The following is a 25,554-nucleotide window of genomic DNA, read 5'->3' as shown; positions in this document are numbered from 1 at the left end:
ATGCTCACGCCCCCCGATGTCGCCTTTTTGCCGCTGCTGCCCATCCTGATCGTGCTGGCCGGCGCCATTTCCAGCACCCTGCTGGGCTTCTGGGTCAGCCGGCGCACGCTGACGTTTATCAACCTGGGTGCCACGGTGCTCTCGGCCCTCAGCCTGGGCTGGCTATGGAACCGGGGCCTGACCGCGTTCGGCGGCAGCCTGATCGCCGATAATGCCGCGCTGCTGCTGGCCTTTGTGGTGCTGGTGGGCACCCTAATGACCCTGCTGGTGTCGCTGGACACCGCGTGGCGCGCCCGGGTCTCGTTCCCCGAGTTCGACGCCATGCTGATGTACGCCGTGACCGGCTGCCTGCTGATTGCCTTTTCCGGCGACCTGATCGTGATGCTCATTGGCCTGGAGATCATGAGCCTGTCGGGCTACGTGCTGGCGACCCTGCAGGGCTCGCGCCGCGCCGAGGAAGCGGGCCTGAAGTATTTCCTGCTGGGCGCCGCCGGCAGCGCCGTGCTGATCTACGGGCTGGCCTTTGTGTACGGGGCCACCGGGAGCCTGAACTACGCCGCCATTGCCGAGCGCGTGGGCTCGGTGCAGGGGCTGCAGCCCCAGAACGCGGGCATTCTGGTGGGCGGGGCGCTGCTGCTGCTGTGCGGCTTTGCCTTCAAGGTGGCGCTGGCGCCCTTTCACCAGTGGACGCCGGATGTGTACGGCGGCGCGCCCACCAGCGTCAGCCTGTTTCTCAGCACAGTGGTGAAAGTGGCGGCCTTTGCGGGGATGCTGCGCGTGTTTGCCGGCGCCCTGGCCGACGCCCCGGGCTGGCACTCGGTCATGCAGATCCTGATTGCCGCCACGCTGATCGTGGGGAATCTGGCCGCGCTGCGCCAGACCAACTTCAAGCGCCTGCTGGCCTACTCGGCGGTGGCGCATACGGGCTTTCTGGCGATGGCGCTGCTGGGCACGCCGCAGATGGGCGGCGCGGCCCTCAGCTATTACCTGCTGGTCTACACCCTGATGACGGCCGCCGCCCTGGCCGTGGTGGCCGCCCTGCAACGCAGCGAGGCGGGCTTCCAGATCAGCGATATGCGCGGGCTGTACTACCGCCACCCGGGCTACGCGGTCTGTCTCGCCATCTGCCTCGCCTCGCTGGCGGGCCTGCCGCCCTTTGCGGGGTTCTTCGGCAAGTATCTGGTGTTCCAGGCGGCGTTTCAGAACGGCTACGTGTGGCTGAGCGTGCTGGCCGCTCTGACCAGTGTGGCGGCGCTGGTGTACTATCTGCGCCCCGCCATGCTGCTGTTCATGCCCGACCGCACCCCGGCGCGCGAATACGCCCACGGCCAGCGCCCGGCCACCACCCTGGCGGTGGCCCTGGGCGTGGCGGGCGTGACCGTGCTGGGCCTGCTGCCCAACCTGTGGTACGGCTGGGGCGCCTCGCCCTTTATCTGGACCCTGCTGGCTGGCCGGTAAGGGCCACAGATGCCAAGGACCGCCCCCAAACTGGGGGCGGTCCTTTGTGCTGGGTGGACTGGGTGAAGCGAGTTCGCGTCGGGGGCCGCTGACGGAGTTTTCAAGAGGGGTATCGGATGCCGGCTGAGGGCAACCCTCTATGGCTTTGGGGCTCGCTGTCATACGGATGCCGGATCATCCGTGACAGCCCCGCCGCTTCCCCCGTTCCTCCATCACGGATGAACCGGAACCCTTATCAGTATTGACGGCCGAAAATCACGCGCTTGCCATACGCGCCCGGCTGGCCACATTTCACGCAGGGGCCCTCGCCGTGCTCGTGGAAGAACTCGGCGTCGTCCAGGGGGACGTTGCGGGTGGTGGCCTTGGTGTCGTCCTTGATGCTCTTTTCGCACCCCGCGTCGGCGCAGTGGTAGGCGCGCACCCAGTTGCCGCCCTCAATGGCGTCCTTGAACTCGTCGTAGCTGTCGGCCACCAGGGTGCGGGTCAGGAGGAACTCTGTGGCGCGCCCATACAGCCAGTCGTGAATCTCATCCAGGCGGGCGGTCATGCTGCTCACGGCCTCGTCGCGGGCCAGGGTTTCCTTCTCGTCGCGGTTGCGGTTTTTCACCACGACCACGCCCTGCTCCAGATCGCGCGGGCCCAGTTCAATGCGCACGGGCACGCCCTTGAGCTCCCAGTCGTTGTACTTGAAGCCGTTGGTCACGCCGTCGCGCTTGTCCACCTTCACCTTCAGGCCCTGCGCGCGCAGTTCGGCGGCCAGTTTCTCGCCCTCTTCCACCATCTGGTCGAAGTTGTCCTTGCGGCCCACGGGAATGACCACCACCTGAATGGGCGCGATGCGGGGCGGCATGATCAGCCCGAAGTCGTCGCCGTGCGTCATGATGATCGCGCCGATGATGCGGCTGGAAATGGCCCAGGAGGTCGTGTGGGCAAATTCTTCCTTCTGCTCGCGCGTCTGGAACTTCACGTCAAAGGCCTTGCTGAAGTTCTGGCCCAGATAGTGGCTGGTGCCGGACTGCAGCGCCTTGCCGTCGCGCATCATGCCCTCAATGGAGTAGGTGGCCACGGCTCCCGCAAAGCGCTCGGAGGCGGTTTTCTCACCGCGCACCACGGGCAGGGCCAGCACGTCGCGGCAGAACTCGTGGTACAGGTCCAGCATCTGCCGCACTTCAGCGCGGGCCTCGGGTTCGTTGGCGTGGGCGGTGTGGCCCTCGTGCCAGAAAAATTCGCTGGTGCGCAGGAAGGCCTTGGTGCGCAGCTCGGCGCGGAACACACTGCCCCACTGGTAATGCAGGAAGGGCAGGTCGCGGTACGAGTTCAGCCAGCCGCTCCACATGTGCCCGATGATGGTTTCGCTGGTGGGACGCATCACGTAGGGCTCGCTGAGTTCCTCGGTGCCGATCTTGCTGACCGTGAAGAGTTCCGGCGCAAAGCCTTCCACGTGGTCGGCTTCCCTGGTGATAAAACCCATGGGAATCAGGGTGGGGAAGACCAGCGATTCGTGCCCGGTGGCCTTGAAGCGGTCGTCCAGCCAGCGCACGATGTTCTCCCACAGCGCGCTGCCGTAGGGGCGCACCACCATCGCGCCCGCCACGGGGCTGTTGTCGGCCAGATCGGCCTTTTTCACGACCTCGTTGTACCAGTCGTTGAAGTCTGTGCTCTGGGGGGTGACGCCGTACTGCGCCGCCTTCTTGTCCTGTTTCCCGCCGTCTTTCGTCATCGCCCCCCATGATACCGGGCGCAGGGAGGGTCGGAATCGGCCAGATGCGAGGGGCGGGGCAGGTCAGGTGGCCGAGGTAGGAATAGGGGAGGGCCGGGCAGACTGGCGGGCATGAGCCCCCAGACGCTGTACTTCTACCGCACCGCCCATCCGTTCTCGAACTTTCATCCCAGCGTGTTTGTCGAAGAGGAAGTGACCTACCACTGGGCCGAGCAATACCTGATGGCCCGTAAAGCCCGGCTGTTTGGCGACGAAGCCACGTGGGCACAGATTCTCGCCGCTGCCACCCCCGCTGAGTGCAAGGCGCTGGGCCGCCGGGTCACGCCCTACGACGACGAGGTGTGGGCGAGTGCCCGTTTTGCCGCCGCCCTGGACATGCTGCGGCTGAAATTTGGTCAGAATCCAGAGCTGCGCAATTTCCTGCTGAACACTGGAGACGCTGAACTGGTGGAAGCCTCGCCCACGGACCGCATCTGGGGCATTGGCTTCTCGGAATCGCAGGCGGAGGGCGCGCGGCAGGCCTGGGGTCAGAACCTGCTGGGGCGGGCCCTCATGGCGGTGCGGGCAGAGCTGCAGCCGGCCTGACCACCTAAAGTTGGAAACAGTTCCAAATCCGGTTTATGCTGGGTGCCCATGGCCCCTTCCGACCCCTCCCGGCTGCTGGCCCCCGATTCGCTGCGCCGCGCCTTTGATGATGACCGCGACGCCGACACCTTTCTGCTGCGCTTGGAGCGCTACGGCCCGGAACTGATCGAGAGCCTGGGCGCCGTGTATGGCGAGGCGGCCACAGAGGCCCTGCTGCCCGAGCTGCTGGAAGTGCTGCTGCATGCCTACCACACCCGCCCCGCCGACCTGAAACGGCTGGACGAGGCCCGGCTGCTGCGCCCCGACTGGCTGCAGCAACCCGAGATGATCGGGTACGTGGCCTATGCCGACCGCTTTGCGGGCACCTTAAAGGGCGTGCAGACCCGCGTGCCCTACCTGGAAGGGCTGGGCGTGAAATACCTGCACCTGATGCCGCTGCTCAGGCCCCGGGCTGGCGAGAACGACGGCGGCTACGCGGTGGCCGATTACCGCGCGGTGCGCGAAGACCTGGGCAGCATGGACGACCTCTCGGCCCTGGCGGCGGACCTGCGGGGGCGGGGCATCAGTCTGGTGCTGGACCTCGTGCTCAACCATGTGGCGCAGGAACACGAGTGGGCCCACAAGGCCCGCGCGGGCGACCCCATCTACCGCGACTACTTCCACCTCTTTCCCGACCGCACCGTGCCCGACGCCTACGAGCGCACCCTGCCCGAAATTTTCCCCGATTTCGCCCCCGGCAACTTCACCTGGAACGAGGAGGCGCGCAGCTGGGTGTGGACCACCTTCAATGCCTACCAGTGGGACCTGAACTGGGCCAACCCGGCGGTGCTGCGCGAATTCGTGGACATCATCCTGCACCTTGCCAACCGGGGAGTGGAGGTGTTTCGCCTGGACGCCATCGCCTTTCTGTGGAAGCGCCCCGGCACCGACTGCCAGAACCAGCCCGAGGTGCACCACCTGACCCGGGCCATGCGGGCCTGCGCGCGCATCGCCGCGCCAGCCGTGGCCTTCAAGGCCGAGGCAATCGTGGCGCCGGGGGACCTGATTCACTACCTGGGCACTGGCGGGCACCACGGCCGCGTGAGCGACATGGCCTACCACAACTCGCTGATGGTGCAGCTGTGGAGCAGCCTCGCCAGCCGCGACACCCGCCTCTTTGAAGCGGCCCTGCGCGCCTTTCCGCCCAAACCCACGAACACCACCTGGGGCATGTACGTGCGCTGCCACGACGACATCGGCTGGGCGATCAGCGACCTGGACGCGGCGCGCGTGGGCCTCTCGGGACCCGCCCACCGCCATTTTCTGAGTGACTTTTACAGCGGCGAGTTCCCGGGCACCTTTGCGCGCGGGCTGGTGTTTCAACACAACCCGCAAACCGGGGACCGCCGCATCAGCGGCTCGGCGGCCAGCCTCGCGGGGCTGGAAGCGGCGCTGGCGGCAGGAGATCCCCGGCAGATTGATCTGGCGGTGCGGCGCCTGCTGCTGCTGCACGCGGTCACCCTGGGCTTTGGCGGTGTGCCCCTGCTGTACATGGGCGACGAACTGGCGCTGCTGAACGACCATGATTTTGCCGCCACGCCCGAGCACGCCCCCGACAACCGCTGGGTGCACCGCCCCCGCATGGACTGGGCCCGCGCCGAAGCCGTGGCCGCCGACGCCAGCACCCCCCACGGCCGCGTGAACGCGGGCCTGCGCCGCCAGATTGCCGCGCGCCAGGGGTTGGCGCACCTGCACGCCAGCATCGAAAGCCGCCCCGTGCCCAGCCCCGACCCCTGCGTGCTGCTGCTGCGCCGTGACCATCCGCTGGGCACGTTTGTGGGCGTGTACAACTTCAGCGAACACACGGTCCACCTGCCGGCCAGCGCCCTGCACGAGCATCTGGGCGAACACGCGCTGGACCATCTGGCGGGCAGCGCCTTTACCTTCGGGCACGCGCCCGTGGTGCTGGACCCCTACCGCGCCCTGTGGCTGACCCAGGCGCCATAGGCGCAGGCGTAGACGGGGCCGGTGGGCCCGGCATGACCGAAAGCTCAACAGGCACTGGTCCGCCGGCCGGGGCCTGCCCCCTACCATCGGGTATGGCGACCTCTGCCCTCAAAGCCCTGGCCCAGAAGATGCGCGGCATGGACTACTGCCTGCTCACCACCGTGAGCGCCCACGGCCAGCTGGCCTCGCGCCCCATGAGCAACAACGGCGAGGTGGAGTACGACGGCACCAGCTACTTTTTCACCTGGGCCGACTCGCGCGCCGCCCGGGATATTGAGAAGAACAGCCACGTCATGCTGAATTTCAAGGCCGACCAGGGCTTTCTGTTCGTGGCGGTGCAGGGCCATGCCCGCGTGCTGCACGACCGCCGGGTGATGAAAGACCACTGGCATAAGGAGCTGGAACAGTGGTTCAAAGATGGCCTGGACACCGAGGGGCTGGTGATGCTGGTCGTGGACGCCAGGCGCATTCAGTGGTGGGGCGAGGAAGACGGCAAGATCGAACTGGACCGCTGACAGCGGTCATCCGTTCCGCCCAGGGGAGGAACGCACCCCCTCAACTTCAACCGCTGTCTGTGGCGGTCATGTGGTGAGCGCTCTGAGGCAGGCGCTGCCGCCAGACGCGAGAAAACTGGTTGTGCTGAGCATGATGGGGGCCCACAGCCGTCCCTTATGCTCCTCGCCAATGCCTCGCCTTGATCCACGCCTGGGTGCCCAGTTGGACTTTCTGCTCACCTGCGACCGCCTGAAAGCAGTGCAGCGCACCACCTGGCTGCATGACGGCACGCGCCCCGAGAACAGCGCCGAACATTCCTGGCATCTGGCCCTGATGGCGCTGACCCTGATGGACTGTGCCCCCGCCGGAACCAACGGCGCGCGGGTGGTGGAACTGCTGCTGATCCACGACCTCGTGGAGATCGGCGCAGGCGACCTGCATTTTGATGCAAGCGCCGAGGCCCACGCGCAGCAGGCCCAGGCGGAAGCGGCGGCGGCAAAGCAGTTATTTGGCCTCTTGCCCGAGCCACAGCGAACCGCCTTTCTGGAGCTTCACGCCGAGTTTGAGGCTGCCCAGACCACGGAGGCGCGCTTTGCCCGCGCCCTGGACGCCCTGCAGCCCATGCTGCTCACCTGGGCTGGCGGGGGGCTGGGGTGCGCCGAGCGTGAACCCCAGCTGACCGCCACGCGGCTGCGCGCCCTGAAAGAGCCCCGCCTGCGTGACTTCCCCGCCCTCTGGACGCTGGCGCAGGCGGTCATGGACACGGCTGTGGAAGCGGGAACCCTGCCGGCCTGAGTGCCAAAAGGGGAGGGCCCCTGAACTCAGGCCTCGGCCTCGTCCACAGGTTCGCCATCAGAGCGGTCAATCAGCAGCCACAGGCGGTTAGGCTGGGACCGATGGCGCTCCACCTGGCTGGTCAGGGCCATGAGCTGCGCGCATACCGCCTGCACCGCCTGATCGTTGACCAGTTGCTGCAGGAACCGACATTCCTCTGCGAGAAGGCCCATCTGCTCTGCGGGAAACTTGGTGCTGCACAGCCCAAGTCCCAGTTTGCCCAGCCCCCGCAGTTCGTAGGCAGACGCTAAAGCGGCAATGCGCCTGAGCACCGCTGCGGGGCACCAGTACACCCGTTCCGGCGTAGAGTCCCACTGAAACTCGGCCGCGCTGCTGCTGGGCAGGACACTTTCCCGCAGCAGGGCGAATCCAGCCACCTCGCCGCCCTCGTCAAAAGCCTCAAGCTGCAGCCGCGTGTCCATCCCCCAGGAGGAAACAGCAGAGGCCAGCCTCCGGTCAAGACTGGCCTCTGACAAGCTGGGGCGGTTAAACCGCGCCCACCTTCTTGGCGATGATGCCTTCGATGTACTTCACCACGCTGGAGAGCGGCACGCGGCCCAGCACGTCTTCCAGGAAGGCCGTGACGAGCATCTTCTCGGCCGTTTCCTTGCTGATGCCGCGCGAGCGCAGGAAGAACAGGGCTTCCTGGTCCACCGGGCTGGTGGTGCTACCGTGGCTGCAGCGCACGTCATTAGCGTTGATTTCCAGCTGCGGCACCGAGTAGTTGCGGGCCTCGCTGCTGAGCATCAGGGTGCGGTGCTTCTGGTAGGCGTCGGTTTTCTGGGCGCCCAGGTCCACCTTGATCATGCCGGAGAACACGCCCACGCTGGCGTCGGCGTTCACGCCCTTGTACAGCAGGTCGCTGTGGGCGTGCGCGGCGGCGTGGTGCTGCAGCGTGTAGTGGTCGAAGTGCTGGTCCTCGTTGGCAAAGTACAGCGCCAGCATCTCGCTGTCAGCGCCCTGGCCGCGCAGGTAGCTCTGCATCTCGGTGCGCGAGAGGGTGCCGCCCATCGTCACCACGAGGCTGTTCAGGGTCGCGTCGCGCTCTACGTCGCCGCGCTGGCGCTGAATATGGGTCACGCCCTTGCCCCAGTTCTGAATGGACACGTAGCGCACGCGCGCGCCCGCCTTCACGACCAGTTCCACGGCGCCAATGGCGTAGGTGCCCGGCAGCTCATCACTGGCCTGCTCATCAATAAAGGTGACCTGCGCGTTTTCCTCGGCCACCACCAGGGTGCGGGTGGCGGTGTAGGTCCCAGCCTCACTCATCACGCGGAAGGAGCCCAGGGGCAGCTCCACCTCCACGCCACGCGGCACGTACATGAACGCGCCGTTGGTCCACAGGGCTGCCGCCAGCGCGCTGAACTTGCCCTCGCTGGGGTCCGGGCTCTTGCTGGGGGTGGTGCCGGGCGCCGCAATGGTGGTGTCGTCGGGCACTTCGGCGGGCACCACGGAATAGAGGTACTGCTGCACCTTGTCGGCGTGCTGTTCCACCGCCGTTTTCAGGTCGGTAAAGATCACGCCCTTGGCGCTCAGCTCGGCGGGCAGTTCGGTGCGGTACACCACATCCGGGCCGTCCAGCACCAGAAAAGCACCCACGTCGGTGCTGCTCAGGCGCTCCTGCACGCTCTTCGGCAGGGCGCTGATGTCGCTCACCGCTTCGCGCTTGCCGTGGGGGCGCAGCGCGGCAAAGTCCACGTCCACCTGGGTGTATTTCCAGGCTTCAACGCTTTCGGTGGGCACGGACAGGGTGTTGAACAGCTCCAGGGACTCCTGGCGCTTGGCGGTCAGCCACTCGGGGCCGGTGTACTCGGCCAGTTGATTGCTGAATTGGGTCATAGATTCTCCTCTGTAACCGGCGTGAGGCCGTCTATGCGCTCTAGGAAGAGCACAGGTTCTGTTCCCTCATTGCTCAATCTGAATGTTTGGCCCTCGCTTATGCTGGCTTGATCACCAGGGCCCAGGATTAGCACCTCGCCCTTGACATCAAGCGTCAGCATTCCGCTAGAAACCGAGTAAAACCTAAACGTGCGGGTTTTCTTCGAATGGGTTTCGAAAGCATTGGCAGAAAGCACTCTGGATGATTCCTGATAGTAATGAAGTGGTTCATAGTCTATTAGTGTTTGCACCAGATGTCTGGCCTGCCATTGGTTGACAGGCAGACTCCTCTCGCCATATTGCCTGGGATCGGTGTTGACCCAAGATTCAATGATGGCGAAGCCGTCGTCCAATGGCTCAAACTTAAGGGCAAAAATGCAGTACCCTGTCCAACTGCGGTGCAAGTAGAGCCAGGAATCCTCATAGAAAATAAACCACTTATCTTCCATTTGCCCTGGAAGAAACCCATAGCGGATACTCTCAAACTCCTCTAGGGTGTAGACCTCACCCAGCCAAAGAGGCGCCCGCTCCGAAGGCATCTCCTCAGTTTTCCAGGAAGCACGCGTGGTGGGTGGAACAATCTTCATTCCTGTTCCCGGTTTAGAAGTACCACGCAACTGTCGAACTTCATTTCTTGCCTCGCCACTCGGCGTGGCGATCACTGATCACAGCGGCCACCCGGGCGTAATTCTCCCAGGTGTCGGGCACATAGTAAATGGAGGGCAGGTCGTCAAACAGGTTGAAGTAGTCATGGAGATACTCGCCACTTCTGGCCTCTGAGGCGTAGTAGTGGCGGGCAAAGGCATTGCCCTCACCCGTCAGCATGTCGCTCGTTAGCACACCCGCCCAGCGGCTAAACACTTGGGCGCCAGTCTGCTGTCTCGTCCTGATCGCCTCGGCATCGGTGGCAAAGGCATCTGCCAGCAGGTGATGGTCCGCCAGCCAGCTGATAAACATGCCGGTGTGAACGAACGCCTGCGATGACGGCCAATCTTCGGGGAAGTCGCCGTCATAGTGCCACTTGGCCTTGTCGTAGCAGATGCCTCTGTCCACGCCGTTTAGCCGACCGAGCCTTCCATTTCCAGCTCAATCAGGCGGTTCAGTTCCACCGCGTATTCCAGCGGCAGTTCCTTGGCAATCGGCTCGATGAAGCCGCGCACAATCAGACCTGCCGCCTCGTCCTCGCTGAGCCCACGGCTCTGCAGGTACAGAATCTGGTCGTCATTGATCTTGGAGACGGTCGCCTCGTGGCCCACGCTGGCGTCCTTTTCCTCGATTTCAATGTAGGGGTAGGTGTCGGTGCGGGCTTCCTCGTCCAGCAGCAGGGCGTCGCATTCCACGTTGGTCTTGGAGCCCCTGGCACCTTCGTAGATCTTGACAAGACCCCGGTAACTGCTGCGGCCACTGTCCTTGGAAATGCTCTTGGACACGATGGTGCCCGAGGTGTGCGGCGCAAAGTGCACGATCTTGGCGCCCGCGTCCTGGTGCTGGCCACGGCCGGCCATGGCGATGGAGAGCACCTCGCCACGCGCGCCTTCTTCCAGCAGGTAGCAGGCCGGGTACTTCATGGTGACCTTGCTGCCCAGGTTGCCGTCCACCCATTCCATCACGCCGTTGCCGTACACGGCGGCGCGCTGGGTCACGAGGTTGTAGACGTTGTGGCTCCAGTTCTGGATGGTGCTGTAGCGGAAGCGGGCACCTTCCTTGACCACGATCTCGATCACGCCGGAGTGGAACGAGTCGCTGGAGTACGCCGGGGCCGTGCAGCCTTCGATGTAGTGGGCCTGCGCGCCTTCATCCACGATGATCAGGGTGCGCTCGAACTGCCCGCTGCTTTCCGCATTGATGCGGAAGTAGGTCTGCAGGGGAATGTCCACCTTCACGCCCTTGGGGATGTACACAAAGGAGCCACCCGACCAGACGGCGGAGTTGATCGCGGCGAACTTGTTGTCCTCGGGCGGCACGATGGTGGCGAAGTGCTCGCGGAACAGCTCGGGGTATTCCTTCAGGCCGTCCTCGATGGACAGGAACACCACGCCCAGCTTCTCCCACTCCTCTTTGAGGTTGTGGTACACCATCTCGGATTCGTACTGGGCGCCCACACCGGCCAGCGCGGCGCGCTCGGCCTCGGGAATGCCCAGGCGCTCGAAGGTCTCTTTCACGTCCTGCGGCACGTCGTCCCAGGAGCGGGCGTTAAAGCCTTCGGGCTTGATGTAGTAGTAGATCTCGTCGAGGTTCAGCCCCGAGAGGTCCGCGCCCCATTCGGGCATAGGCTTGCTCAGGAAGATGTCCAGGGCCTTCAGGCGAAAATCCAGCATCCACTGGGGCTCGTCCTTGGCCTTGGAGATCATTTCGACCACGTCGCGGCTCAGGCCTTTGGGGGCCTTAATCGCGTACCGTTCGGGGTTGCTCCAGCCGTATTCGTAAGCGGTATTGATGCTGGAAGCTTCAGGGTTAACCGTCATGAGAGCTCCTTATTCGTAGTGAGAGCGGCAGGCGATGACCGTAATGGCGTCATTGTCCACGGCATACACGAGGCGATGCTCGGCGGTGAGGCGGCGTGACCAGAATCCGGCGTATTCGTGCTTCAGGGGTTCCGGTTTGCCGGTGCCTTCAAACGGCGTGCGCAGACATTCGTCCAGCAGGCGGTGAAGCTTGCGCAGCAGCTTGGGCTCATGGGTGTGAAGCCACAGGTAGTCAGCCCAGCCATTCGGCGTGAAACTCAGGTTCACTCTGGAGCGTCCGCTTGCAGGTCCGCCAGACTCTTGTGTGTCGTGCGGCCCTGGCGGTACTGCTCCATGGACGCCAGCAGATGACGGCGGTTGGCCGGGGTCATCAGCAGCTGCGTTTCCTTCCAGGCTTCGTATTGCTCCATGGGGATCATGACCACCGCCTCGCCGGAGTCGAGGGTGATGATCGTTTCGTCGCTGTTTCGCACCGTTTCCTGGGCAATACGTTCCAGGTTATCCTTGGCGAATTTCAGGGAGTAAGCGGTCATGTGGTCTCCTTTGGCGTGCAGCGCAGTGCTGGGGCTGCACCCGGCGTCCGGGTGAGGTTGGTCATCCGCCTTCTGCGTCTTTACGCCGTCGCCAGTTCCTTGACCCAGTCGTAGCCCTGGGTGTCGAGTTTCTTGGCCAGTTCGGGGCCGCCGGTCTGCACCACGCGCCCGTTCACGATGATGTGCACCTTGTCCGGGGTGATGTAGTCCAGCAGGCGCTGGTAGTGAGTGATGATCAGGCCGCCCAGGCCAGGGCCGCGCATAGAGTTCACGCCCTTGGCGACGATCTTCAGCGCGTCCACGTCCAGGCCGCTGTCGGTCTCGTCCATGATGATGTAGTTGGGCTCCAGCATCAGCATCTGCAGAATCTCGTTGCGCTTCTTCTCGCCGCCGGAAAAGCCGGCGTTCAGGTAGCGCTCGACGATGCTCTCGTCCCATTCCAGGGTCTTCAGGGCGCTCTGCAGCTTGCCGTAGAACTCGGCAAAGCCCACTTCCTCGCCTTCGGGCTTGCGGGCCTGCATGGCCAGGCGCAGGAAGTTGGCGATGGTCACACCGGGAATTTCCACCGGGTACTGGAAGGCCAGGAACACGCCCAGGCGGGCGCGCTCGTCGGGTTCCATCTCCAGAATGTTCTCGCCGTCCACCAGAATTTCGCCTTCGGTGACGGTGTATTCGGGGTCGCCCACAATTACTTTGGCCAGGGTGCTCTTGCCGTTGCCGTTCGGCCCCATGATGGCGTGCAGTTCACCCCGGGGCACCACCAGATTGATGCCCTTCAGGATGGGCTGATCACCGACGGAGGCGTGCAGGTTGCGGATTTCGAGCTGGTGGGTCATGAGGCTCCTTGGGGAATCACTGGATTTTGTTAGGAATGATTCCTACTTACCGTGTTATTTTACCCGCCCTGGCCCCTAAAGTCGAGTGATTTGCTGTGGATTGCCGGGCGCCGCTATAGCGCTTTCTGGGCGCGCCGTACAATGCCGGGCGTGCCTGCTTTTCCCCTTCTGGCTGTGGACATTGGCAACACCAGCACAGTGCTGGGCCTGGCCGATGAGACGCTCGCCCTGACCCATACGTGGCGGGTGCGCACCAACCGCGACATGTTGCCCGATGATCTGGCGCTGCAGCTCCAAGGATTGTTCTCGCTGGCCGGCGCGGCACCCCCCCACGCCGCTGTGCTGAGCAGCGTGGCGCCGCCCGTTGGGCAGAACCTCGCGCTGGCCCTGCAGCGCCACTTCGGCATTCAGCCGTTCGAGGTGAGTGCCACCAATCTGCCCGATGTTCAGGTGGAACTCGACATTCCCGACGCCGTGGGCGCGGACCGCCTGTGCAACCTGTTCGGGGCCGAAAGGTACCTGAGCCAGTCTGAATACGCCGTGGTCGTGGATTTCGGCACCAGCACGAACTTCGACGTGATCGGCCGGGGCCGCCGCTTTATCGGCGGGGTGCTGGCCACCGGCGCGCAGGTCAGCGCCGACGCGCTGTTCGCCCGCGCCGCCAAGCTGCCGCGCATTGCCCTGGAAGCGCCGCAGACCGCCATCGGCAAGAACACCACCCACGCCCTGCAGTCGGGGCTGGTGTACGGCTACGCCGAGATGGTGGACGGCCTGCTGCGCCGCATCCGCGCCGAACTGCCCGGCCCAGCGGTGGCCGTGGCAACCGGCGGGTTTGCCCGCACGGTCGAGGGCCTGTGCCGCGAAATTGACCATTACGACGACACGCTGACCCTGCGCGGTCTGGTGGAACTCTGGGCCAGTCGGTAAGGGGCTGGTTGGCTTGAGGAGCCAATGGCGGCCCAGGCGTGCAGCACCGCCTGAAGGTCACTCTGAAAGGGGGCAGTCTGCCCGCACCGTTGGCGTGGGCGAAAGCTTGCGGCCGGGCAATCCCGGTTGATGCTGACCGCCTGCCCTGGAATGCTGGGGCCTGTGACCATGCGACCGGACCCTGAGCCTGATCAAACGCGGGCGAAGGATGCCCACCGTGGAGGGCGGCCACGCCGGTTGAAGCCCGGCGCTCTGGGGGCGCTGTGTACTCTTTCACTGTCCCTCACGTCCTGCACCTACATGCAACTGCTGACCCAGCAACCCACCATCACCGTGGACGCCGCCACGGGCGGTTATTACTTCAAAGGCCCTATCACGTTTGGAAGTGCGCAGAAGCTCAAGGCAACCGTACCGCCGGGGTCGAGCCTCCTGTTTCAAAGCACGGGTGGGCGATCAGAGGAAGCGCGGGAGATTGCCCGCTGGATCAAGAGCAACGGCATTGAGCTGACCATCAAGGGCTACTGCGTCAGTGCCTGCGCCAATTACATTGCCGCCGTTCCGCATGTCCAGTGGAATCAACCTGTTCTCCTGCTGTTTCACGGGGGAGGGCTGCAAACGTATGTGCAGCCGTGCGCTCAGCTGGCACCGTGTGGAGCCCCGGGCCCTACCGGGGCAACGGTGACGGACTTTGACCGGGAATTCGGGCTCAATTCCAACTTTGTCACCTTCTCCGGCAGAGCCGCAGATGAGGTCCTTCGGCGCAGGGGCGCCACAGACGGGGCCACGCGCCTGCCGGGTTTACCTTCTCCCTATTTCTGGGCGCCCACTGCAGAGGAGTTGGCCTGCTTTGGCATAGCGGCACAGGTTTCCAGCGTGGTGGATTTTCCGGTCAGTCCAGCGGCAAAAAAATGGTGGTTTACCACAGCCTCGCTGTCGTCGGAATTGCAAGCTGAACTCCGCGCCATCTGCCAGGAGGTCAAGCCAGCCGTGGCCCATGCAGCGGGGCAACCTCTTTAACCCTGGATCTGGAGAGGCGTTCGACAGACGAGCCGTTCAGGAACAAAAAGAGCGGGCGAGGGTCTCTCCCTCGCCCGCTCACCCTTCCCCTATGCCCAGGGATTCAGCACCACCTTGATACAGCCGTCGTGCTTGTCACGGAAGGTTTTGTACAGGTCCGGGGCCTCGTCCAGCGAGGCGCGGTGCGTAATCACAAAGCTGGGGTCAATCTGCCGCGCTTCAATGCGGGCCAGCAGCGGCGCCACGTAGCGCTGGGTGTGGGTCTGGCCCATCTTGAAGGTCAGGCCCTTGGCGAAGGCCGCGCCCATCGGCACCTTGTCAATCAGGCCGCCGTACACGCCGGGCAGGCTCACTGTGCCGCCCTTGGCACAGCTCAGCAGGGCCCAGCGCAGGGCGGTGATGCGGTCAAAGCTCAGGCGCAGGCGCTGCTTGGCAGTGTCCACCAGGGCGCCGGGGCCATGCCCGTGGGCTTCCATGCCCACCGCGTCAATCACGTGGTCGGGGCCGCGCCCGCCCGTGGCCTCGCGCAGGGCCACCAGCACGTCGTCCTGCTCGTAATTGATGGTCTGGCAGCCAGCAGCCTCGGCCATCGCCAGCCGTTCGGGCACGCGGTCAATCACGATGACGTGGGCGGCCCCCAGCAGCTGCGCGCTGCGGGCGGCAAACTGGCCCACGGGCCCGGCGCCGAACACCGCCACCACGTCCCGCCCCGGGATAATCCCGCACTGCTCGGCGGCCTGGTAGCCGGTGGGGAAGATGTCGGTGAGGAACAGGACCTGCTCGTCGCTGAGGTCCGATTCGATCTTGTGCGGGCCAATATCGGCAAAGGGCACGCGCACGTACTGGGCCTGCCCGCCCGCGTAACCGCCGTACATGTGCGAGTACCCGAACAGCCCGCCGCCGCTGGTGCCTCCGTACAGCGCCTCGGCCATACGGTGGTTGGGGTTGGAGTTGTCGCAGGCGCTGAACAGGCCCCGGCGGCAGGGGTCACACACCCCGCAGGCGATGTTGAAGGGCACCACTACGCGGTCGCCCACCTTGAGCTTCTTGACCTCGCGGCCCACCTCCACCACTTCACCCATGAACTCGTGGCCCAGGATGTCGCCCTTTTCCATGCTGGGAATTACGCCGTCCAGCAGGTGCAGGTCCGAGCCGCAGATGGCCGTGGACGTGATCTTGATGATCGCGTCGGTGGGCAGCAGGAGGGTGGGGTCCGGCACCGTCTCGACGCCGATCTTGTTCGTGCCCTGCCAGACAATGGCCTTCACATGGACCTCCGGTGAGCTTCAAGCGAGCCCGAGTGAAACGAGAAGGAGAAAAGGCTGCGCTGCGGCGATGCAGGCGCCTGGGGGTGGGTCGTCGCCCGGGCGCTGGAATCAGAGCGGCGCAGCGTCATGCTTCGCCTCCCTTGGCGGCGCGGCCACTCGTCTGTCCTTCGGTGGTGGGCGCGTGGCCCACCTCTTGCTCCCGCTTGAAGCGCATCAGGTCGTCGCGCAGCTGCTGGGCGGGTTCCTCGCCGGTCAGCCGGGCCACGATGGCGCCGGCCGTGCCCGCCGGGGGCCGGTAGGCGAGGCGCACCACGACCTCGGTGCCCCGGTTGCCGGGGGCCGGGCGGAACAGCACCTCGCCGTGGTTCTCCACGGCCGCGCCCGGCAGAGACTGCCACGCGAGGCGGCGACCCGGTTCATCGGCCGTGATCTCGGCCTCCCAGCTCACCTCGCCCGTGGGGGCCTTGACCGTCCAGCGCGAGCGGGTTTCACTCAGCACCTCCACGCGCTCCAGGTGTGTCATCAGCTGCGGCAGGTTCTCTAGTGGCCGCCAGAGGGCGTACAGCTCGGCCGCCGGGCGCCCAATGGTGACCGCGTCACCCACCAGCACCTCGCCGCCCGCGCCCTGACGGATTTTCAGGGCGGTGGCAATGGGGTTGCGGCCCGTGGCGGCCATCGCCGCCAGACCGGCGCCCACGGTGCCCAGCACCAGTTTCTGCAGTGGGCGGGCGCTGCGCAGGCCCGCGCCCATCAGGGCCACGCCCACGCTGCCCACCACGGAGCGCTCCAGCGCCGGCATGTGGGCGCCCGTGCTGGGCGTGTGTTCGGAGGTGGAGTCGGTGGGGGTGGAACGCTCATCCTGTGTCATGGGGCCTCCTGCGGGAATGGGAACGCTGGGAACAATGCTCTGGCAGTCAACTGGGCGGCCCTGCCCCAGAGTGCGCCCCGCCTTACTCTGTGACGGCTGCCTCAAGGCGCGCGGCTGTTTTCCGGGGCTGGATGACAGCGGGCCAAAGGCAGAGCTGGCGCGGTCAGTTCAGGTCGCTGCCCGGGGCGTGGCCGTGCGCGCCGCGCTGGTTGAATTCCTCTTCGGCCCCGCGCTTGATGGGGTTGGCGCGGGTCAGGGCACTTTCCACCGCGCGGCCCTCCACCATGCCGTCGCTGGCCCCGGGGCCAGGCAACAGGCGGTTGCCCAGGCGCAGCAGGTCAGAGGTCAGCTGCGGCGCCAGCGCCTGGGCGGTGCGCAGCAGCAGGGCGGGCCCGCCGATCATGGCCTCCACGTCCCCGCGCACCAGGGCGTTCACAATGCGCCGCGAGGCTTCGTGGGCGTCCAGTGACAGCAGCGGCGAGGCGGCGAGGGTGGCAAACAGGGCGTATTCCTTGTGCGGCTGGCCCTTGACCGGCGCGTTCATCGGGCTGCCCGTGCGCATCAGGCCCGGCAAGACGGTGGTGACCTCCACGCCCTCGCGCGCCAGTTCCTGCCGCAGCGCCTGCCCCAGCCCCGCCGAGGCGAACTTGCTCATGGTGTAGGGCGTGAGGTGCGGAATCGCCACCTTGCCCCCCAGCGAGGACACGATCAGCACCCGGCCGCCGCCGCGCAGGTGGGGCAGCGCGGCGCGGATCAGACGCAGCGGCCCGAAGGCGTTGACCTCCATGGCCGTGCGGAAGTCTTCTTCGGTGGCGTGGGCGACCGGCCCCAGCTGAATGATGCCCGCGTTGTTCACCAGCACGTCCAGGCGCCCGTGGGCCTGCACAGTGGCCTGCACGGCGCGCGCGGCGTCTTCGGGCACGGCCACGTTGCCGGTGACGGTGCTCACGCGGTCGCCCGCGTTCAGGCGCGCCTGGGCCCTCTTCAGGTCCGCCTCGGTGCGGGCCATCAGGGTTACGCGGGCGCCCCGGTTCAGGAATTCCTGGGCCAGCGCCAGCCCCAGCCCGCGAGAGCCGCCGGTGATCAGCACGGTCTTGCCACTCAGGTCGTAGGGGGTCTTCAGGGCGCGCCGGGCCGCGAGGGCGCCTGCGGCCCCCAGCAACAGCAGTCGTTTCGGGATTCGCATAGGGGCATTGTGTGGGCCCCGGCCCCGGGACAGGCGCAACCCTAAAGAGGACCGCAATGGGCGGTGTGTGGGACCTTCTTGCTGACGTGGGAACGTGCGCGCTGGCCCTGTGGGCGGCTACGCCGGCGCTAAATGAGGTGGGGAAGATGAGTCCAGGCCCTGCCAGCTGCCCCTCTGCCCCTACCCCTGCCCGAAGGCCACCCGGGCTTCCAGGCCGCCGCCCTGGGCCTCGTGCAGCGTGAGGTCGGCGCCGTTGGCGCGGGCCAGCCGGCGCGCCAGGGGCAGCCCCAGGCCGCGCCCGCTGGCCACGCGCGGGCGGTCATGGCCCACGGCGAACACCGCCTCGCGCTGTTCGGGCGGCAGGCCCGGGCCCCGGTCCAGCACCCGGATCAGCGGGCCGCTGGTGTCGGTGGGCGCGCACAGCACCACCAGCACCGGCCCGGCCGAGTAGCGCAGGGCGTTTTCCACTAGATTTTCCACCACCTGCCGTACCTGTGCGCTGTCCACGGTCGACACCACCGGCCCCGGCGGGCGGCGCACCCGTACCCGCGCGCTGTCCAGGCCGCTGAGGAGCGTGGCCAGATCGGTGGGCTGGGGCCGGGGGCTGATGTTCACGTACATGCCGTCCAGGCGCTCCAGTTCGGTGCGCGCCGCCAGAAAGGCCGCCTGCTCCTCGATGATGCGCAGCAGCTTTTCCCGCGCGCGCAGGTTGTCCTGGCCGCGCAGGGCGTCGGTGGCCAGCAGCAGGGCCTGCAGGGGCCGGCGTAGTTCGTGGGCCGCCATGCCCAGCGCTTCTTTGTGCTGGGCCTCGCGCGCGTGGCGGGCCTGCTGGGCCTGCCGGGCCGAGGTGAGGGCCCGGGCGATCAGCAGGGTGCTGATCAGGCCGGTGAGAATGGCGGTCAGCACCACGCTCAGCTTGATCACGTTCAGGGTGCGCAGCAGTTGGTCCCGCAGTGCGTTCAGGCGGAGGTGGGCCGAGGCGTTCAGGGCCTGGGCAATAGCCAGCGCCTCAGTGGTGTCGGCCGGGCGACCCCGGCGCAGCAGGTCGCGCAGCTCCTCCATACGGTAGCCGGCGTCGGCTTCCAGGCTGGGCAGCTCCTGAAACTCCCTTTCCATGGCCGCGCGGCTGCTCAGGCTGGAGAGGGCCTGTTCGCGCCGGGCGCGCACCTCTTCCGGGGTGGCGTGAGGATCGCGCTGCGCCAGGGCGTACAGGTGCACGCGGTTGAGCAGCGAGTCGTAGCTGTAGGCGGTCCAGGAGTTGGCGGGGTTGGCCAGGGTGCGCTGCGCCGGGGCAAAGGCCGCCAGCAGCAGCGCCGTGGACAGCACGCCCGGCAGCGCGGCGAGCAGCAGGTCGCGCCGCCCCAGCGCCGCCGGCCACAGCCGCATCAGCGTGGGCCGACGCTGCGCACGAACCACACCCACTGGCTGCCGTAGGGCCGGCGCGGAAACCGCAGGGGGTCCGGGGGAAACACGATCAGCAGCGGGCCCTTTTTCAGCGTGGGAATGGGCTTGCCGCCCGCCTCGTAAGCCACCATGATGGGCGCCGTCATGTAGTCGCTGGCGGCAATGATGGCCACGAAGCCGTCCTCAGCGGTCACGCGCAGGTCGCGCCCGGCAAAGCCGCCCCGGCGCGCCAGGTCGCGCAGCGGCACGCCCCGGTAAGTAAAGCTCTGGCCCAGTTGCGGCTGGGTGCTGTTGTAGCGCGTGGCCGGCAGCGCGCGCAGTTGCGAGAGGGTCAGCAGTTCGGGGGTCTGGCCGCGCAGGGTCAGCAGGGGCCGCTCGCCCGTGCGGGGGGCCGGCAGCGGGCCCAGGGCGCTGCGCGCGGGGCCCACGTATGGAAAGGGGATGGGCGCGGGTGCCCTTACCGCCTGCGCGCCCAGACCCAGCAGGACGGCACACAGCAGCAGCGGCAGAGCAGAACGCACGCCGCCCATGCTAGCGGGGGGGTGGCGCGCCCCTCAAGGGGGAAACGCCCCGCCCTCCCCTGGCGGGGGAAGGCCAGGGCGGTATGCTGCGGGGCGGACATGACCGCCCACATTGCAACCCCCCTGCCGCTGGTGTCCCTGGGCGACCTGACCTGGGACGTGCTGGCCAAACCCGACACGCTGCTGCTGCCCGGCGGCGACAGCACCGGCCGCATTGAGCTGTCGGGCGGCGGCAGCGCCGCCAACCTCGCCGTCTGGGCCCAGCGCGCGGGCTACCCTGCGCGCTTTGTGGGCAAGATTGGCCGCGACCGCTTTGGCGAACTGGCCACCGCCGAACTGCGCGCCGAGGGCGTGGACGCCCACCTGACCCTGAGCACCCAGCACCCCACCGGCGTGATTCTGGGCCTGATTGACCGCCGGGGCCAGCGCGCCATGCTGACCGGCCAGGGCGCCGACTGGGAACTGCTGCCTGAAGAGGTACCCACCAGTGCCCTGGCCGGTGCCGCGCACCTGCACCTGACCGCCTGGAGCCTGTTCCGCGATCCCCCCCAGGCGGCGGCGCTGCACGCGGCGGCGCTGGCGCGCGCAGGCGGCGCGACCCTCAGCCTGGACCCGGGCAGCTTTCAGATGATTCAGGGCATGGGGCGCGACAACTTCCTGCAGGTGCTCGCGGGTGTGCCCTTTGACATCCTGTTTCCCAACGACGACGAGGCCCGCGCCATGAGTGGCTGTCTGGACCGGGAGGGCGCCATGACGTGGTTCCGCACCCAGTTCCCACACGCATTGATCGTGATGAAGCTGGACGACGAGGGTGTGCTGATTGAGGGCCCAGAGCAGCCGCGCGTGCAGGTGCCCGCCACCGAGGACCGCGCCATTGATGCCACGGGTGCCGGAGACGCCTTTGGGGGCGCCTTTCTGGCTGGCTGGCTGGCCCACCGCGACGCGGTGAAGGCCGCGCAGCTGGCGGTGCAGGTGGGCGGCTGGGTGGTGGCCCGCTTCGGCGCCCGTCCCCCGGCCGACGACGATCTGCGCGCCCGCCTGCGTGGGGGCCGCGCATGACCCGGCTGAAGAGGTCGGGGCCGCCCCTGTGGCTGCGGCTGGTGCTGGGCCTGCTGACCCTGCTGCTGTTGGGGGCCGGCGGCGCGGCGCTGTACGTGCGCAGCCTGCTCGCCCCGGCGGGGGGCGGCGCCTACACCCTGGAGGTGCAACCCGGCGACACGCTGGCGGGGGTAGCGGCCCAGCTGCAGGAGAGGGGCATCGTGAAAAGTGCCGACGCCCTGCGCCTGTACATGCGCCGCGAGGGAACCGCTGGCCGGTTGAAAGAGGGCCTGTATGACCTCAGTGGCCGCATGACGCTGGCCCAGGTGGCCGACAAGCTGGCCGGGCCCGCGCGCATTCCCACCGTCACCGTGACCATCCCCGAAGGGCGCCGGGTGAAAGACCTGCCCGCCATTTTCCAGAAGGCTGGCTTTGACGGCGCGGCCCTGCGCGCGGCCCTGAACGACGCCAGCCTGTCCCGCCACGCGGGCAAGGCGCGCGACCTTGAAGGCTTCGTGTTTCCGGCCACGTACGAGTTCCGGCCTAAGGACAGCGCCCGCACCATCGTGCAGACGATGGTGGCGCGCATGGAGCAGGAATTTACCCCGGCCAATGTGGCCCGGGCCAAGGCGCTGGGCCTGAGCGTGCGCGACTGGGTGGTGCTGGCCAGCATGGTGCAGGCCGAGGCTGCCAATGACGGGGAAATGCCCATTATTGCCGGGGTGTTCCTGAACCGCCTGAAGGTGCCCATGACCCTGGGCAGCGACCCCACCGTGGCCTACGGCCTGGGCAAGGACCTGCCGGAACTGGACCGCCCGGCCGGGGATTTCAAGCGTGACACGCCCTACAACACCTATACGCGCGCCGGGCTGCCCGCCGGGCCCATCAACAACCCCGGGCAGGCGGCGCTGCTGGCGGTTCTGAACCCCCAGCGCACCCTGCAAGATGGCCGCGAGGCGCTGTACTTCCTGCACGGCCGGAACCGCAAGATTTACGTGAACCACTCGTTCGCGGAGCACAACCGCGACATCGCCCGCTACCGGTAGGCAGCGGTGACCCGGCGGGCCTTTTTGGAGGAGCGCAACGCGCTGTGGGCGCGGCTGCGCGCCCTGCCGCCGGGCACCCCCGAATTTGAACAGGCACTGGCCGAGCTGGCCGCCCTGACCGGCTGGGAGCGGGCGCGCATCCTGGCTGGCCTGGGCCTGATCCCCGAGGAGAGCCCCGATGAGCGCTGAGATCGTGCCCTTTGACTGGGGCCGCATGTTCCTGGGGGACGTCCCCCCGCTGTTTCTGCTGGAAATCGCCTTTCGCACCACCCTGATGTTCCTGTGGCTGGTGTTCCTGCTGCGCGTGACCGGCAAGCGGGGGCTGGCGCAGCTCAGTCCGCTGGAACTGGCCATCGTGATTGGCCTGGGTTCGGCGGCGGGCGACCCGATGTTCTACCCCGAGGTGCCGCTGCTGCACGCCATGCTGGTGCTGGCGCTGGTGGTGGCCCTGCAGCGCCTGCTGTCGCATCTGGTGATTCATAGCGAGACGGTCGAGACCTTTGTGGAGGGCACGCCCATTGAACTGGTGCGCGACGGCGTGCTGAGCCGGCAGGCCATGGTGCGCGCCAACCTCAGCCGCGAGGACGTGTTCGAGCGCCTGCGTGCCCAGGGGGTGCGCCAGCTGGGGCAGGTGCAGCGGCTGTACTTCGAGCAGGACGGTGCCCTGACCGTGTTTACCCACGCGCAGAACCCGCCCCCTGGCCTGGCCGTGGTGCCGCCCTGGGACCTGGAACCCCCCCGCGAACTGACCCCTGCCGACGACTACCGGGGCCCGGTGGCCTGCTTGAACTGTGGGCAGGTGCGCCCCGCGCCAGAGCCCGCCGAGTCGCTGTCGGCCATGAGTTGCACCTGCGGCGAGTCGCGCTGGACCCAGGCCACCGCCGACCCCCTGGGCCCCGGCGAGCCCCCTACCCCCGAAGAGCGCGGCGAAGGCGGCGGCCGTGGCCCTGGCGTGCCGGGCACCCGCTGAGGATAAGAGGAGGACCCGATGGCGAGGGGCAATCCTTGTCCAGACCCGCCATAGACGCTGAAGCGCCCCGGGAACACTGCCTGGGGCGCTCTTTTGCTGCAATGCTTCTTTTCGCAGAGCGTCGAGTTTGACTCAGCAGCAAAGACTACGGAGAATCTTCCAACCCTCTGGGCGCTGCATTCAGGGGTTCCCGGATGCCTGCTGCGCCCCTCCTGAACCCTTACCCCTCGGTGGAGGCGCCGGGGCGGGTGGTCCAGACCGGCTCGGGCTCAATCTGCTCAGCGGGGGCCTTGCCGGGTTCCAGGCCGCTGCTGCGCGCGGTTTGCAGTGGGGTCAGCGCCATGTCCGGGGTGCACTCGATCTGGCAGGACAGCCGCGCGGTGCCCAGCAGGCCCTTTTCCTGCAGCTTGTCGTATTCGGCGGCCGTCATGGCGTCTGGCTCGCCGTCCTGAAAGCTCACGCGGCAGGTGGTGCAGCGCGCCACGCCCCCGCAGCGGTGCAGGATGTCCACCCCGCCGCGCTCCAGCGCCAGCACCAGCCGTTCCCCGGCGCGCGCCTGAATCTCGCCGTAGCCTTCCACCTGCACGGTCACCTGTTGCGTCATGGCCCCCAGCATGACACGGGCTACCGGAACAGGGTGGGCATGGTGACCTCGCCGTCCACCCACAGCCGCCCCTTCTCGCGCCGCTTGCCCCGGATCAGGGCGGTGTCGGCGCGGGCCAGCATCAGGCTGGGAGTGGGGGCGCTGCCAGCCGGCACAAAGGCGAGGCCAGCGGTGCTGGTCAGGGCGTGGGGCACCCCCGCAGCGGTCACCGGGCGGTGGCCCAGGGCGTGCAGCACGCCCTCGACGCGCAGCCGCACCTCCTCGGCGCTGTCGGCCTGCACGATCAGGGCAAATTCGTCGCCGCCCAGCCGCCCCAGCGTGTCGCCAATGTGGGCGGCGGCCAGCATGCGGGCGCCCACCGCGTGCAGCACCTCGTCGCCGGCCGGGTGGCCGTAGGTGTCGTTCACGGCCTTGAAGCCGTCCAGATCGAAAATTGCCACGCCCAGGGCGCCTTCCGGGGGCTGGCGCAGCACCTCGTCCAGTTCGGCCAGAAAGCTGGCGCGGTTGGGCAGGCCGGTGAGGGGATCGGTGGTGGCCTGGCGCTGCAGTTCGGCCAGGGGGCGGGTGGCGCGGCGCACCAGCGGCCACGCCAGCAGACCGCTGAGCAGGCTGGTCAGCAGCACGAAGGGCCACGCGCCGCGCCGCCCGGGGGCGCCCATCAGTTCAGCGGCCGGGCCGTAGACCCCCACCACCCACTGCACGCCCGGCTGCACCTGCACCGGCTGCACCACCGCCGCGTACAGTTCGCCCTCCAGCGTGACCCAGTGGGCCTGGGGAAACAGCTGCGGCCGGCCCTGCGGCCCCAGCAGGGCGTGCAGCGGCGCGTCGGCCACTGCTGACAGCAGCGGTACGTTCGCCTGTCCGTCTGGCCCCCGCTGCCCACCCGGCCACGCCCGCGAGGTGGCGATGGCACGCCCCTGGGCATCGGCCAGAAAGGCCCGGCCCTGCGGCCCCAGCGGCAGGCGGCGCAGCAGGTCGGCCAGCTGCTGCAGTTGCACGTCCACCCCCACCACCAGCCCGCTGCGGTCGCCCAGCGCGGCCGTGATGCCGGGTTCCTGCGAGGTGGCGAACACGTAGGGGTCAGTCCAGACCACCTGTCCGGGACGGGCCTGGGCCAGCTGATACCAGGGGCGCTGGCGGGGGTCATAGCCTTCGTCGCGCGGCGACACCGATTGCACCCGGCCCGCCGCGTCCACGGTGCGGCTGATCACGCGCCGGCTGGGCTGCACCCGAATCACCCGGGTAAAGCGGCCCTGGTCCTGGGGCCCGTCGCGCCGCGCAAAGACAAAGCGGCCGTCGGCCTGCGCGGCCATCACGCCGCTCAGCTGCGGCAGGGTGTCCAGCAGCGCGTCAAAGGCCTGCAGCGTCTGCGCCTCGTCGCTGGGGCGCAGCAGGCCCGCGCGCACGTTGCGCTGCTCCAGCTGCACGATCTGTTCGGCCGCCTGCAGGTACGTCTGCACACTCACCGAGGTCAGCTGCGCCATCTGGGTCAGGTTGGTCTGGGCCTGGGCCCGCAGCGCCCGCTCCTGCCACTGGCGCTCAGTCCACAGCGCGGCCAACAGGGTCAGCGCCTGGGTGAGCAGCAGCGCCGAGAGCAGCCACGCCCGCGAGGCCGCAAAGGCCCGCAGCGCCTGCGTGGGGGTGCGCGGGCGCCACTGGGGCAACGAGGAGGGCGGGGCGGACATGGCCTCGCGGCAGTGTAGAGCCCTGACCCGGCGCCCACCTACCCCAGATGGGACGCCCTGTCCAGATTCCAGTGGGGGGAGGCGGGGGCATACGGCTTCCGGATCATCCGTTCCAGCCCCTGCGCGTCGCTTCGGTGCGTCCACACCTCTCCGTCCCCGTTGTTCCTGCTCTGCTGCGCCGCTCTGCGAGCCCCTCCGGTCGGGTTCATCCGTGAGGGAAGAACGGATGA

27 protein-coding genes are annotated in these 25,554 nt (G+C 67.4%); 11 read left to right on the top strand and 16 right to left on the bottom strand.

Translation table 11 applies throughout. From position 1 onward, the window contains the following. Positions 1–1,458: an NADH-quinone oxidoreductase subunit N gene (locus KMW22_RS08525; RefSeq protein WP_221089617.1), complete on the top strand. Its 1,458-nt coding sequence runs from the start codon at positions 1–3 to the stop codon at positions 1,456–1,458. Between the two features lie 235 nt (positions 1,459–1,693). On the opposite strand, the gene proS is transcribed toward KMW22_RS08525, so the two are convergent. Next, positions 1,694–3,178, bottom strand: coding sequence for a proline--tRNA ligase (gene proS / locus KMW22_RS08520; RefSeq protein WP_221089616.1), 1,485 nt, complete (start codon positions 3,176–3,178; stop codon positions 1,694–1,696). A gap of 111 nt (positions 3,179–3,289) precedes the next feature. Between proS and KMW22_RS08515 the strand changes: the two genes are divergently transcribed. From KMW22_RS08515 to KMW22_RS08500, 4 genes are all read left to right on the top strand, one after another. Continuing rightward, complete coding sequence (locus KMW22_RS08515; protein ID WP_221089615.1) at positions 3,290–3,763, top strand: NADAR family protein; 474 nt, start codon at positions 3,290–3,292, stop codon at positions 3,761–3,763. Positions 3,764–3,811: 48 nt separating this feature from the next. Continuing rightward, positions 3,812–5,749, top strand: a complete 1,938-nt coding sequence (locus KMW22_RS08510; protein ID WP_221089614.1) for an alpha-amylase family protein — start codon at positions 3,812–3,814, stop codon at positions 5,747–5,749. Between the two features lie 92 nt (positions 5,750–5,841). Continuing rightward, positions 5,842–6,264, top strand: coding sequence for a pyridoxamine 5'-phosphate oxidase family protein (locus KMW22_RS08505; protein ID WP_221089613.1), 423 nt, complete (start codon positions 5,842–5,844; stop codon positions 6,262–6,264). Positions 6,265–6,433: 169 nt separating this feature from the next. Then, complete coding sequence (locus KMW22_RS08500) at positions 6,434–7,039, top strand: HD domain-containing protein (protein WP_221089612.1); 606 nt, start codon at positions 6,434–6,436, stop codon at positions 7,037–7,039. A 26-nt stretch (positions 7,040–7,065) separates the two neighbouring features. Here KMW22_RS08500 and KMW22_RS08495 read toward each other — a convergent pair whose 3' ends face one another. The 8 genes from KMW22_RS08495 to sufC all read right to left on the bottom strand — a co-directional run bounded on the left by KMW22_RS08495 (position 7,066) and on the right by sufC (position 12,790). Beyond that, positions 7,066–7,500 carry a hypothetical protein gene (locus KMW22_RS08495; protein WP_221089611.1) on the bottom strand — a complete coding sequence of 145 codons (435 nt, stop codon included), beginning with the start codon at positions 7,498–7,500 and terminating at the stop codon, positions 7,066–7,068. Between the two features lie 64 nt (positions 7,501–7,564). Then, a complete protein-coding gene (sufD, locus tag KMW22_RS08490; RefSeq protein ID WP_221089610.1) occupies positions 7,565–8,917 on the bottom strand; it encodes a Fe-S cluster assembly protein SufD in 1,353 nt (450 codons plus the stop codon). Further along, the gene (locus tag KMW22_RS19545) at positions 8,914–9,618 is read right to left on the bottom strand and encodes a cupin domain-containing protein (protein ID WP_221089609.1); all 705 of its coding nucleotides are present in this window, start codon (positions 9,616–9,618) and stop codon (positions 8,914–8,916) included. The genes sufD and KMW22_RS19545 overlap by 4 nt, the downstream gene beginning before the upstream one ends. After that, on the bottom strand, positions 9,584–10,009 hold the full coding sequence (locus KMW22_RS08480) for a DUF7832 domain-containing protein (RefSeq protein WP_221089608.1): 426 nt from the start codon (positions 10,007–10,009) through the stop codon (positions 9,584–9,586). The genes KMW22_RS19545 and KMW22_RS08480 overlap by 35 nt, the downstream gene beginning before the upstream one ends. A 5-nt stretch (positions 10,010–10,014) precedes the next feature. Further along, positions 10,015–11,421: a Fe-S cluster assembly protein SufB gene (gene sufB, locus KMW22_RS08475; protein ID WP_221089607.1), complete on the bottom strand. Its 1,407-nt coding sequence runs from the start codon at positions 11,419–11,421 to the stop codon at positions 10,015–10,017. Between the two features lie 9 nt (positions 11,422–11,430). Beyond that, entirely contained in the window at positions 11,431–11,688 is a 258-nt protein-coding gene (locus KMW22_RS08470) for a Txe/YoeB family addiction module toxin (protein WP_221089606.1), read from the bottom strand. Beyond that, the gene (locus KMW22_RS08465; RefSeq protein WP_221089605.1) at positions 11,685–11,954 is read right to left on the bottom strand and encodes a type II toxin-antitoxin system Phd/YefM family antitoxin; all 270 of its coding nucleotides are present in this window, start codon (positions 11,952–11,954) and stop codon (positions 11,685–11,687) included. Before KMW22_RS08465 ends, KMW22_RS08470 begins: the two co-directional genes overlap by 4 nt. An 80-nt stretch (positions 11,955–12,034) precedes the next feature. After that, entirely contained in the window at positions 12,035–12,790 is a 756-nt protein-coding gene (gene sufC, locus KMW22_RS08460) for a Fe-S cluster assembly ATPase SufC (protein ID WP_221089604.1), read from the bottom strand. Positions 12,791–12,940: 150 nt separating this feature from the next. Between sufC and KMW22_RS08455 the strand changes: the two genes are divergently transcribed. Then, a complete protein-coding gene (locus tag KMW22_RS08455) occupies positions 12,941–13,717 on the top strand; it encodes a type III pantothenate kinase (protein ID WP_407928428.1) in 777 nt (258 codons plus the stop codon). Between the two features lie 300 nt (positions 13,718–14,017). After that, positions 14,018–14,734: a hypothetical protein gene (locus KMW22_RS08450; RefSeq protein WP_221089602.1), complete on the top strand. Its 717-nt coding sequence runs from the start codon at positions 14,018–14,020 to the stop codon at positions 14,732–14,734. An 89-nt stretch (positions 14,735–14,823) separates the two neighbouring features. Here the strand turns inward: KMW22_RS08450 and KMW22_RS08445 are convergent, their stop codons facing one another. The 5 genes from KMW22_RS08445 to KMW22_RS08425 form a co-directional block, all read right to left on the bottom strand. Beyond that, positions 14,824–16,002 (bottom strand): zinc-dependent alcohol dehydrogenase, encoded by a 1,179-nt coding sequence (locus KMW22_RS08445; RefSeq protein ID WP_221089601.1) that lies wholly within the window; start codon positions 16,000–16,002, stop codon positions 14,824–14,826. 124 nt (positions 16,003–16,126) lie between these two features. After that, a complete protein-coding gene (locus KMW22_RS08440; RefSeq protein ID WP_221089600.1) occupies positions 16,127–16,870 on the bottom strand; it encodes an SRPBCC family protein in 744 nt (247 codons plus the stop codon). A gap of 163 nt (positions 16,871–17,033) precedes the next feature. Beyond that, complete coding sequence (locus tag KMW22_RS08435) at positions 17,034–18,056, bottom strand: SDR family NAD(P)-dependent oxidoreductase (protein WP_221089599.1); 1,023 nt, start codon at positions 18,054–18,056, stop codon at positions 17,034–17,036. A 180-nt stretch (positions 18,057–18,236) separates the two neighbouring features. Beyond that, positions 18,237–19,442 carry a sensor histidine kinase gene (locus KMW22_RS08430; RefSeq protein WP_221089598.1) on the bottom strand — a complete coding sequence of 402 codons (1,206 nt, stop codon included), beginning with the start codon at positions 19,440–19,442 and terminating at the stop codon, positions 18,237–18,239. Beyond that, positions 19,442–19,981, bottom strand: coding sequence for a hypothetical protein (locus KMW22_RS08425; protein ID WP_328774640.1), 540 nt, complete (start codon positions 19,979–19,981; stop codon positions 19,442–19,444). Before KMW22_RS08425 ends, KMW22_RS08430 begins: the two co-directional genes overlap by 1 nt. 99 nt (positions 19,982–20,080) lie before the next feature. Here KMW22_RS08425 and KMW22_RS08420 point away from each other — a divergent pair, with 99 nt between their 5' ends. Genes KMW22_RS08420 through KMW22_RS08405 form a run of 4 tightly spaced genes read left to right on the top strand, consistent with a single transcriptional unit; the run spans position 20,081 to position 23,035 of the window. Continuing rightward, positions 20,081–21,040, top strand: a complete 960-nt coding sequence (locus KMW22_RS08420) for a carbohydrate kinase family protein (RefSeq protein ID WP_221089597.1) — start codon at positions 20,081–20,083, stop codon at positions 21,038–21,040. Continuing rightward, entirely contained in the window at positions 21,037–22,065 is a 1,029-nt protein-coding gene (gene mltG, locus KMW22_RS08415) for an endolytic transglycosylase MltG (RefSeq protein WP_221089596.1), read from the top strand. The genes KMW22_RS08420 and mltG overlap by 4 nt, the downstream gene beginning before the upstream one ends. A gap of 6 nt (positions 22,066–22,071) precedes the next feature. Further along, entirely contained in the window at positions 22,072–22,254 is a 183-nt protein-coding gene (locus tag KMW22_RS08410; protein WP_221089595.1) for a hypothetical protein, read from the top strand. Beyond that, the gene (locus KMW22_RS08405; protein WP_221089594.1) at positions 22,244–23,035 is read left to right on the top strand and encodes a DUF421 domain-containing protein; all 792 of its coding nucleotides are present in this window, start codon (positions 22,244–22,246) and stop codon (positions 23,033–23,035) included. Before KMW22_RS08410 ends, KMW22_RS08405 begins: the two co-directional genes overlap by 11 nt. Positions 23,036–23,255: 220 nt before the next feature. Here the strand turns inward: KMW22_RS08405 and KMW22_RS08400 are convergent, their stop codons facing one another. Together KMW22_RS08400 and KMW22_RS08395 are read right to left on the bottom strand one after the other, a co-directional pair. Beyond that, entirely contained in the window at positions 23,256–23,639 is a 384-nt protein-coding gene (locus tag KMW22_RS08400) for a 2Fe-2S iron-sulfur cluster-binding protein (protein ID WP_221089593.1), read from the bottom strand. 20 nt (positions 23,640–23,659) lie between these two features. Next, positions 23,660–25,324, bottom strand: coding sequence for a sensor domain-containing diguanylate cyclase (locus tag KMW22_RS08395; protein WP_221089592.1), 1,665 nt, complete (start codon positions 25,322–25,324; stop codon positions 23,660–23,662). Positions 25,325–25,554 lie beyond the last annotated feature (230 nt).

This window comes from Deinococcus aquaedulcis (genome assembly GCF_019693445.1).
Taxonomy (GTDB): Bacteria; Deinococcota; Deinococci; order Deinococcales; family Deinococcaceae; genus Deinococcus; species Deinococcus aquaedulcis.
The sequence above is the reverse complement of the archived record's forward strand: the minus strand, read 5'-3'. Positions and strand labels throughout refer to the sequence as shown.

Excerpts from the sequence above, each read along its gene's own strand:
- KMW22_RS08525 (WP_221089617.1), top strand. The coding sequence starts at position 1 with ATGCTCACGCCCCCCGATGTCGCCTTTTTGCCGCTGCTGCCCATCCTG.
- proS (WP_221089616.1), bottom strand. The coding sequence starts at position 3,178 with ATGACGAAAGACGGCGGGAAACAGGACAAGAAGGCGGCGCAGTACGGC.
- KMW22_RS08515 (WP_221089615.1), top strand. The coding sequence starts at position 3,290 with ATGAGCCCCCAGACGCTGTACTTCTACCGCACCGCCCATCCGTTCTCG.
- KMW22_RS08510 (WP_221089614.1), top strand. The coding sequence starts at position 3,812 with ATGGCCCCTTCCGACCCCTCCCGGCTGCTGGCCCCCGATTCGCTGCGC.
- KMW22_RS08505 (WP_221089613.1), top strand. The coding sequence starts at position 5,842 with ATGGCGACCTCTGCCCTCAAAGCCCTGGCCCAGAAGATGCGCGGCATG.
- KMW22_RS08500 (WP_221089612.1), top strand. The coding sequence starts at position 6,434 with ATGCCTCGCCTTGATCCACGCCTGGGTGCCCAGTTGGACTTTCTGCTC.
- KMW22_RS08495 (WP_221089611.1), bottom strand. The coding sequence starts at position 7,500 with ATGGACACGCGGCTGCAGCTTGAGGCTTTTGACGAGGGCGGCGAGGTG.
- sufD (WP_221089610.1), bottom strand. The coding sequence starts at position 8,917 with ATGACCCAATTCAGCAATCAACTGGCCGAGTACACCGGCCCCGAGTGG.
- sufB (WP_221089607.1), bottom strand. The coding sequence starts at position 11,421 with ATGACGGTTAACCCTGAAGCTTCCAGCATCAATACCGCTTACGAATAC.
- KMW22_RS08465 (WP_221089605.1), bottom strand. The coding sequence starts at position 11,954 with ATGACCGCTTACTCCCTGAAATTCGCCAAGGATAACCTGGAACGTATT.
- sufC (WP_221089604.1), bottom strand. The coding sequence starts at position 12,790 with ATGACCCACCAGCTCGAAATCCGCAACCTGCACGCCTCCGTCGGTGAT.
- KMW22_RS08450 (WP_221089602.1), top strand. The coding sequence starts at position 14,018 with ATGCAACTGCTGACCCAGCAACCCACCATCACCGTGGACGCCGCCACG.
- KMW22_RS08440 (WP_221089600.1), bottom strand. The coding sequence starts at position 16,870 with ATGACACAGGATGAGCGTTCCACCCCCACCGACTCCACCTCCGAACAC.
- KMW22_RS08435 (WP_221089599.1), bottom strand. The coding sequence starts at position 18,056 with ATGCGAATCCCGAAACGACTGCTGTTGCTGGGGGCCGCAGGCGCCCTC.
- KMW22_RS08430 (WP_221089598.1), bottom strand. The coding sequence starts at position 19,442 with ATGCGGCTGTGGCCGGCGGCGCTGGGGCGGCGCGACCTGCTGCTCGCC.
- KMW22_RS08420 (WP_221089597.1), top strand. The coding sequence starts at position 20,081 with ATGACCGCCCACATTGCAACCCCCCTGCCGCTGGTGTCCCTGGGCGAC.
- mltG (WP_221089596.1), top strand. The coding sequence starts at position 21,037 with ATGACCCGGCTGAAGAGGTCGGGGCCGCCCCTGTGGCTGCGGCTGGTG.
- KMW22_RS08405 (WP_221089594.1), top strand. The coding sequence starts at position 22,244 with ATGAGCGCTGAGATCGTGCCCTTTGACTGGGGCCGCATGTTCCTGGGG.
- KMW22_RS08400 (WP_221089593.1), bottom strand. The coding sequence starts at position 23,639 with ATGACGCAACAGGTGACCGTGCAGGTGGAAGGCTACGGCGAGATTCAG.
- KMW22_RS08395 (WP_221089592.1), bottom strand. The coding sequence starts at position 25,324 with ATGTCCGCCCCGCCCTCCTCGTTGCCCCAGTGGCGCCCGCGCACCCCC.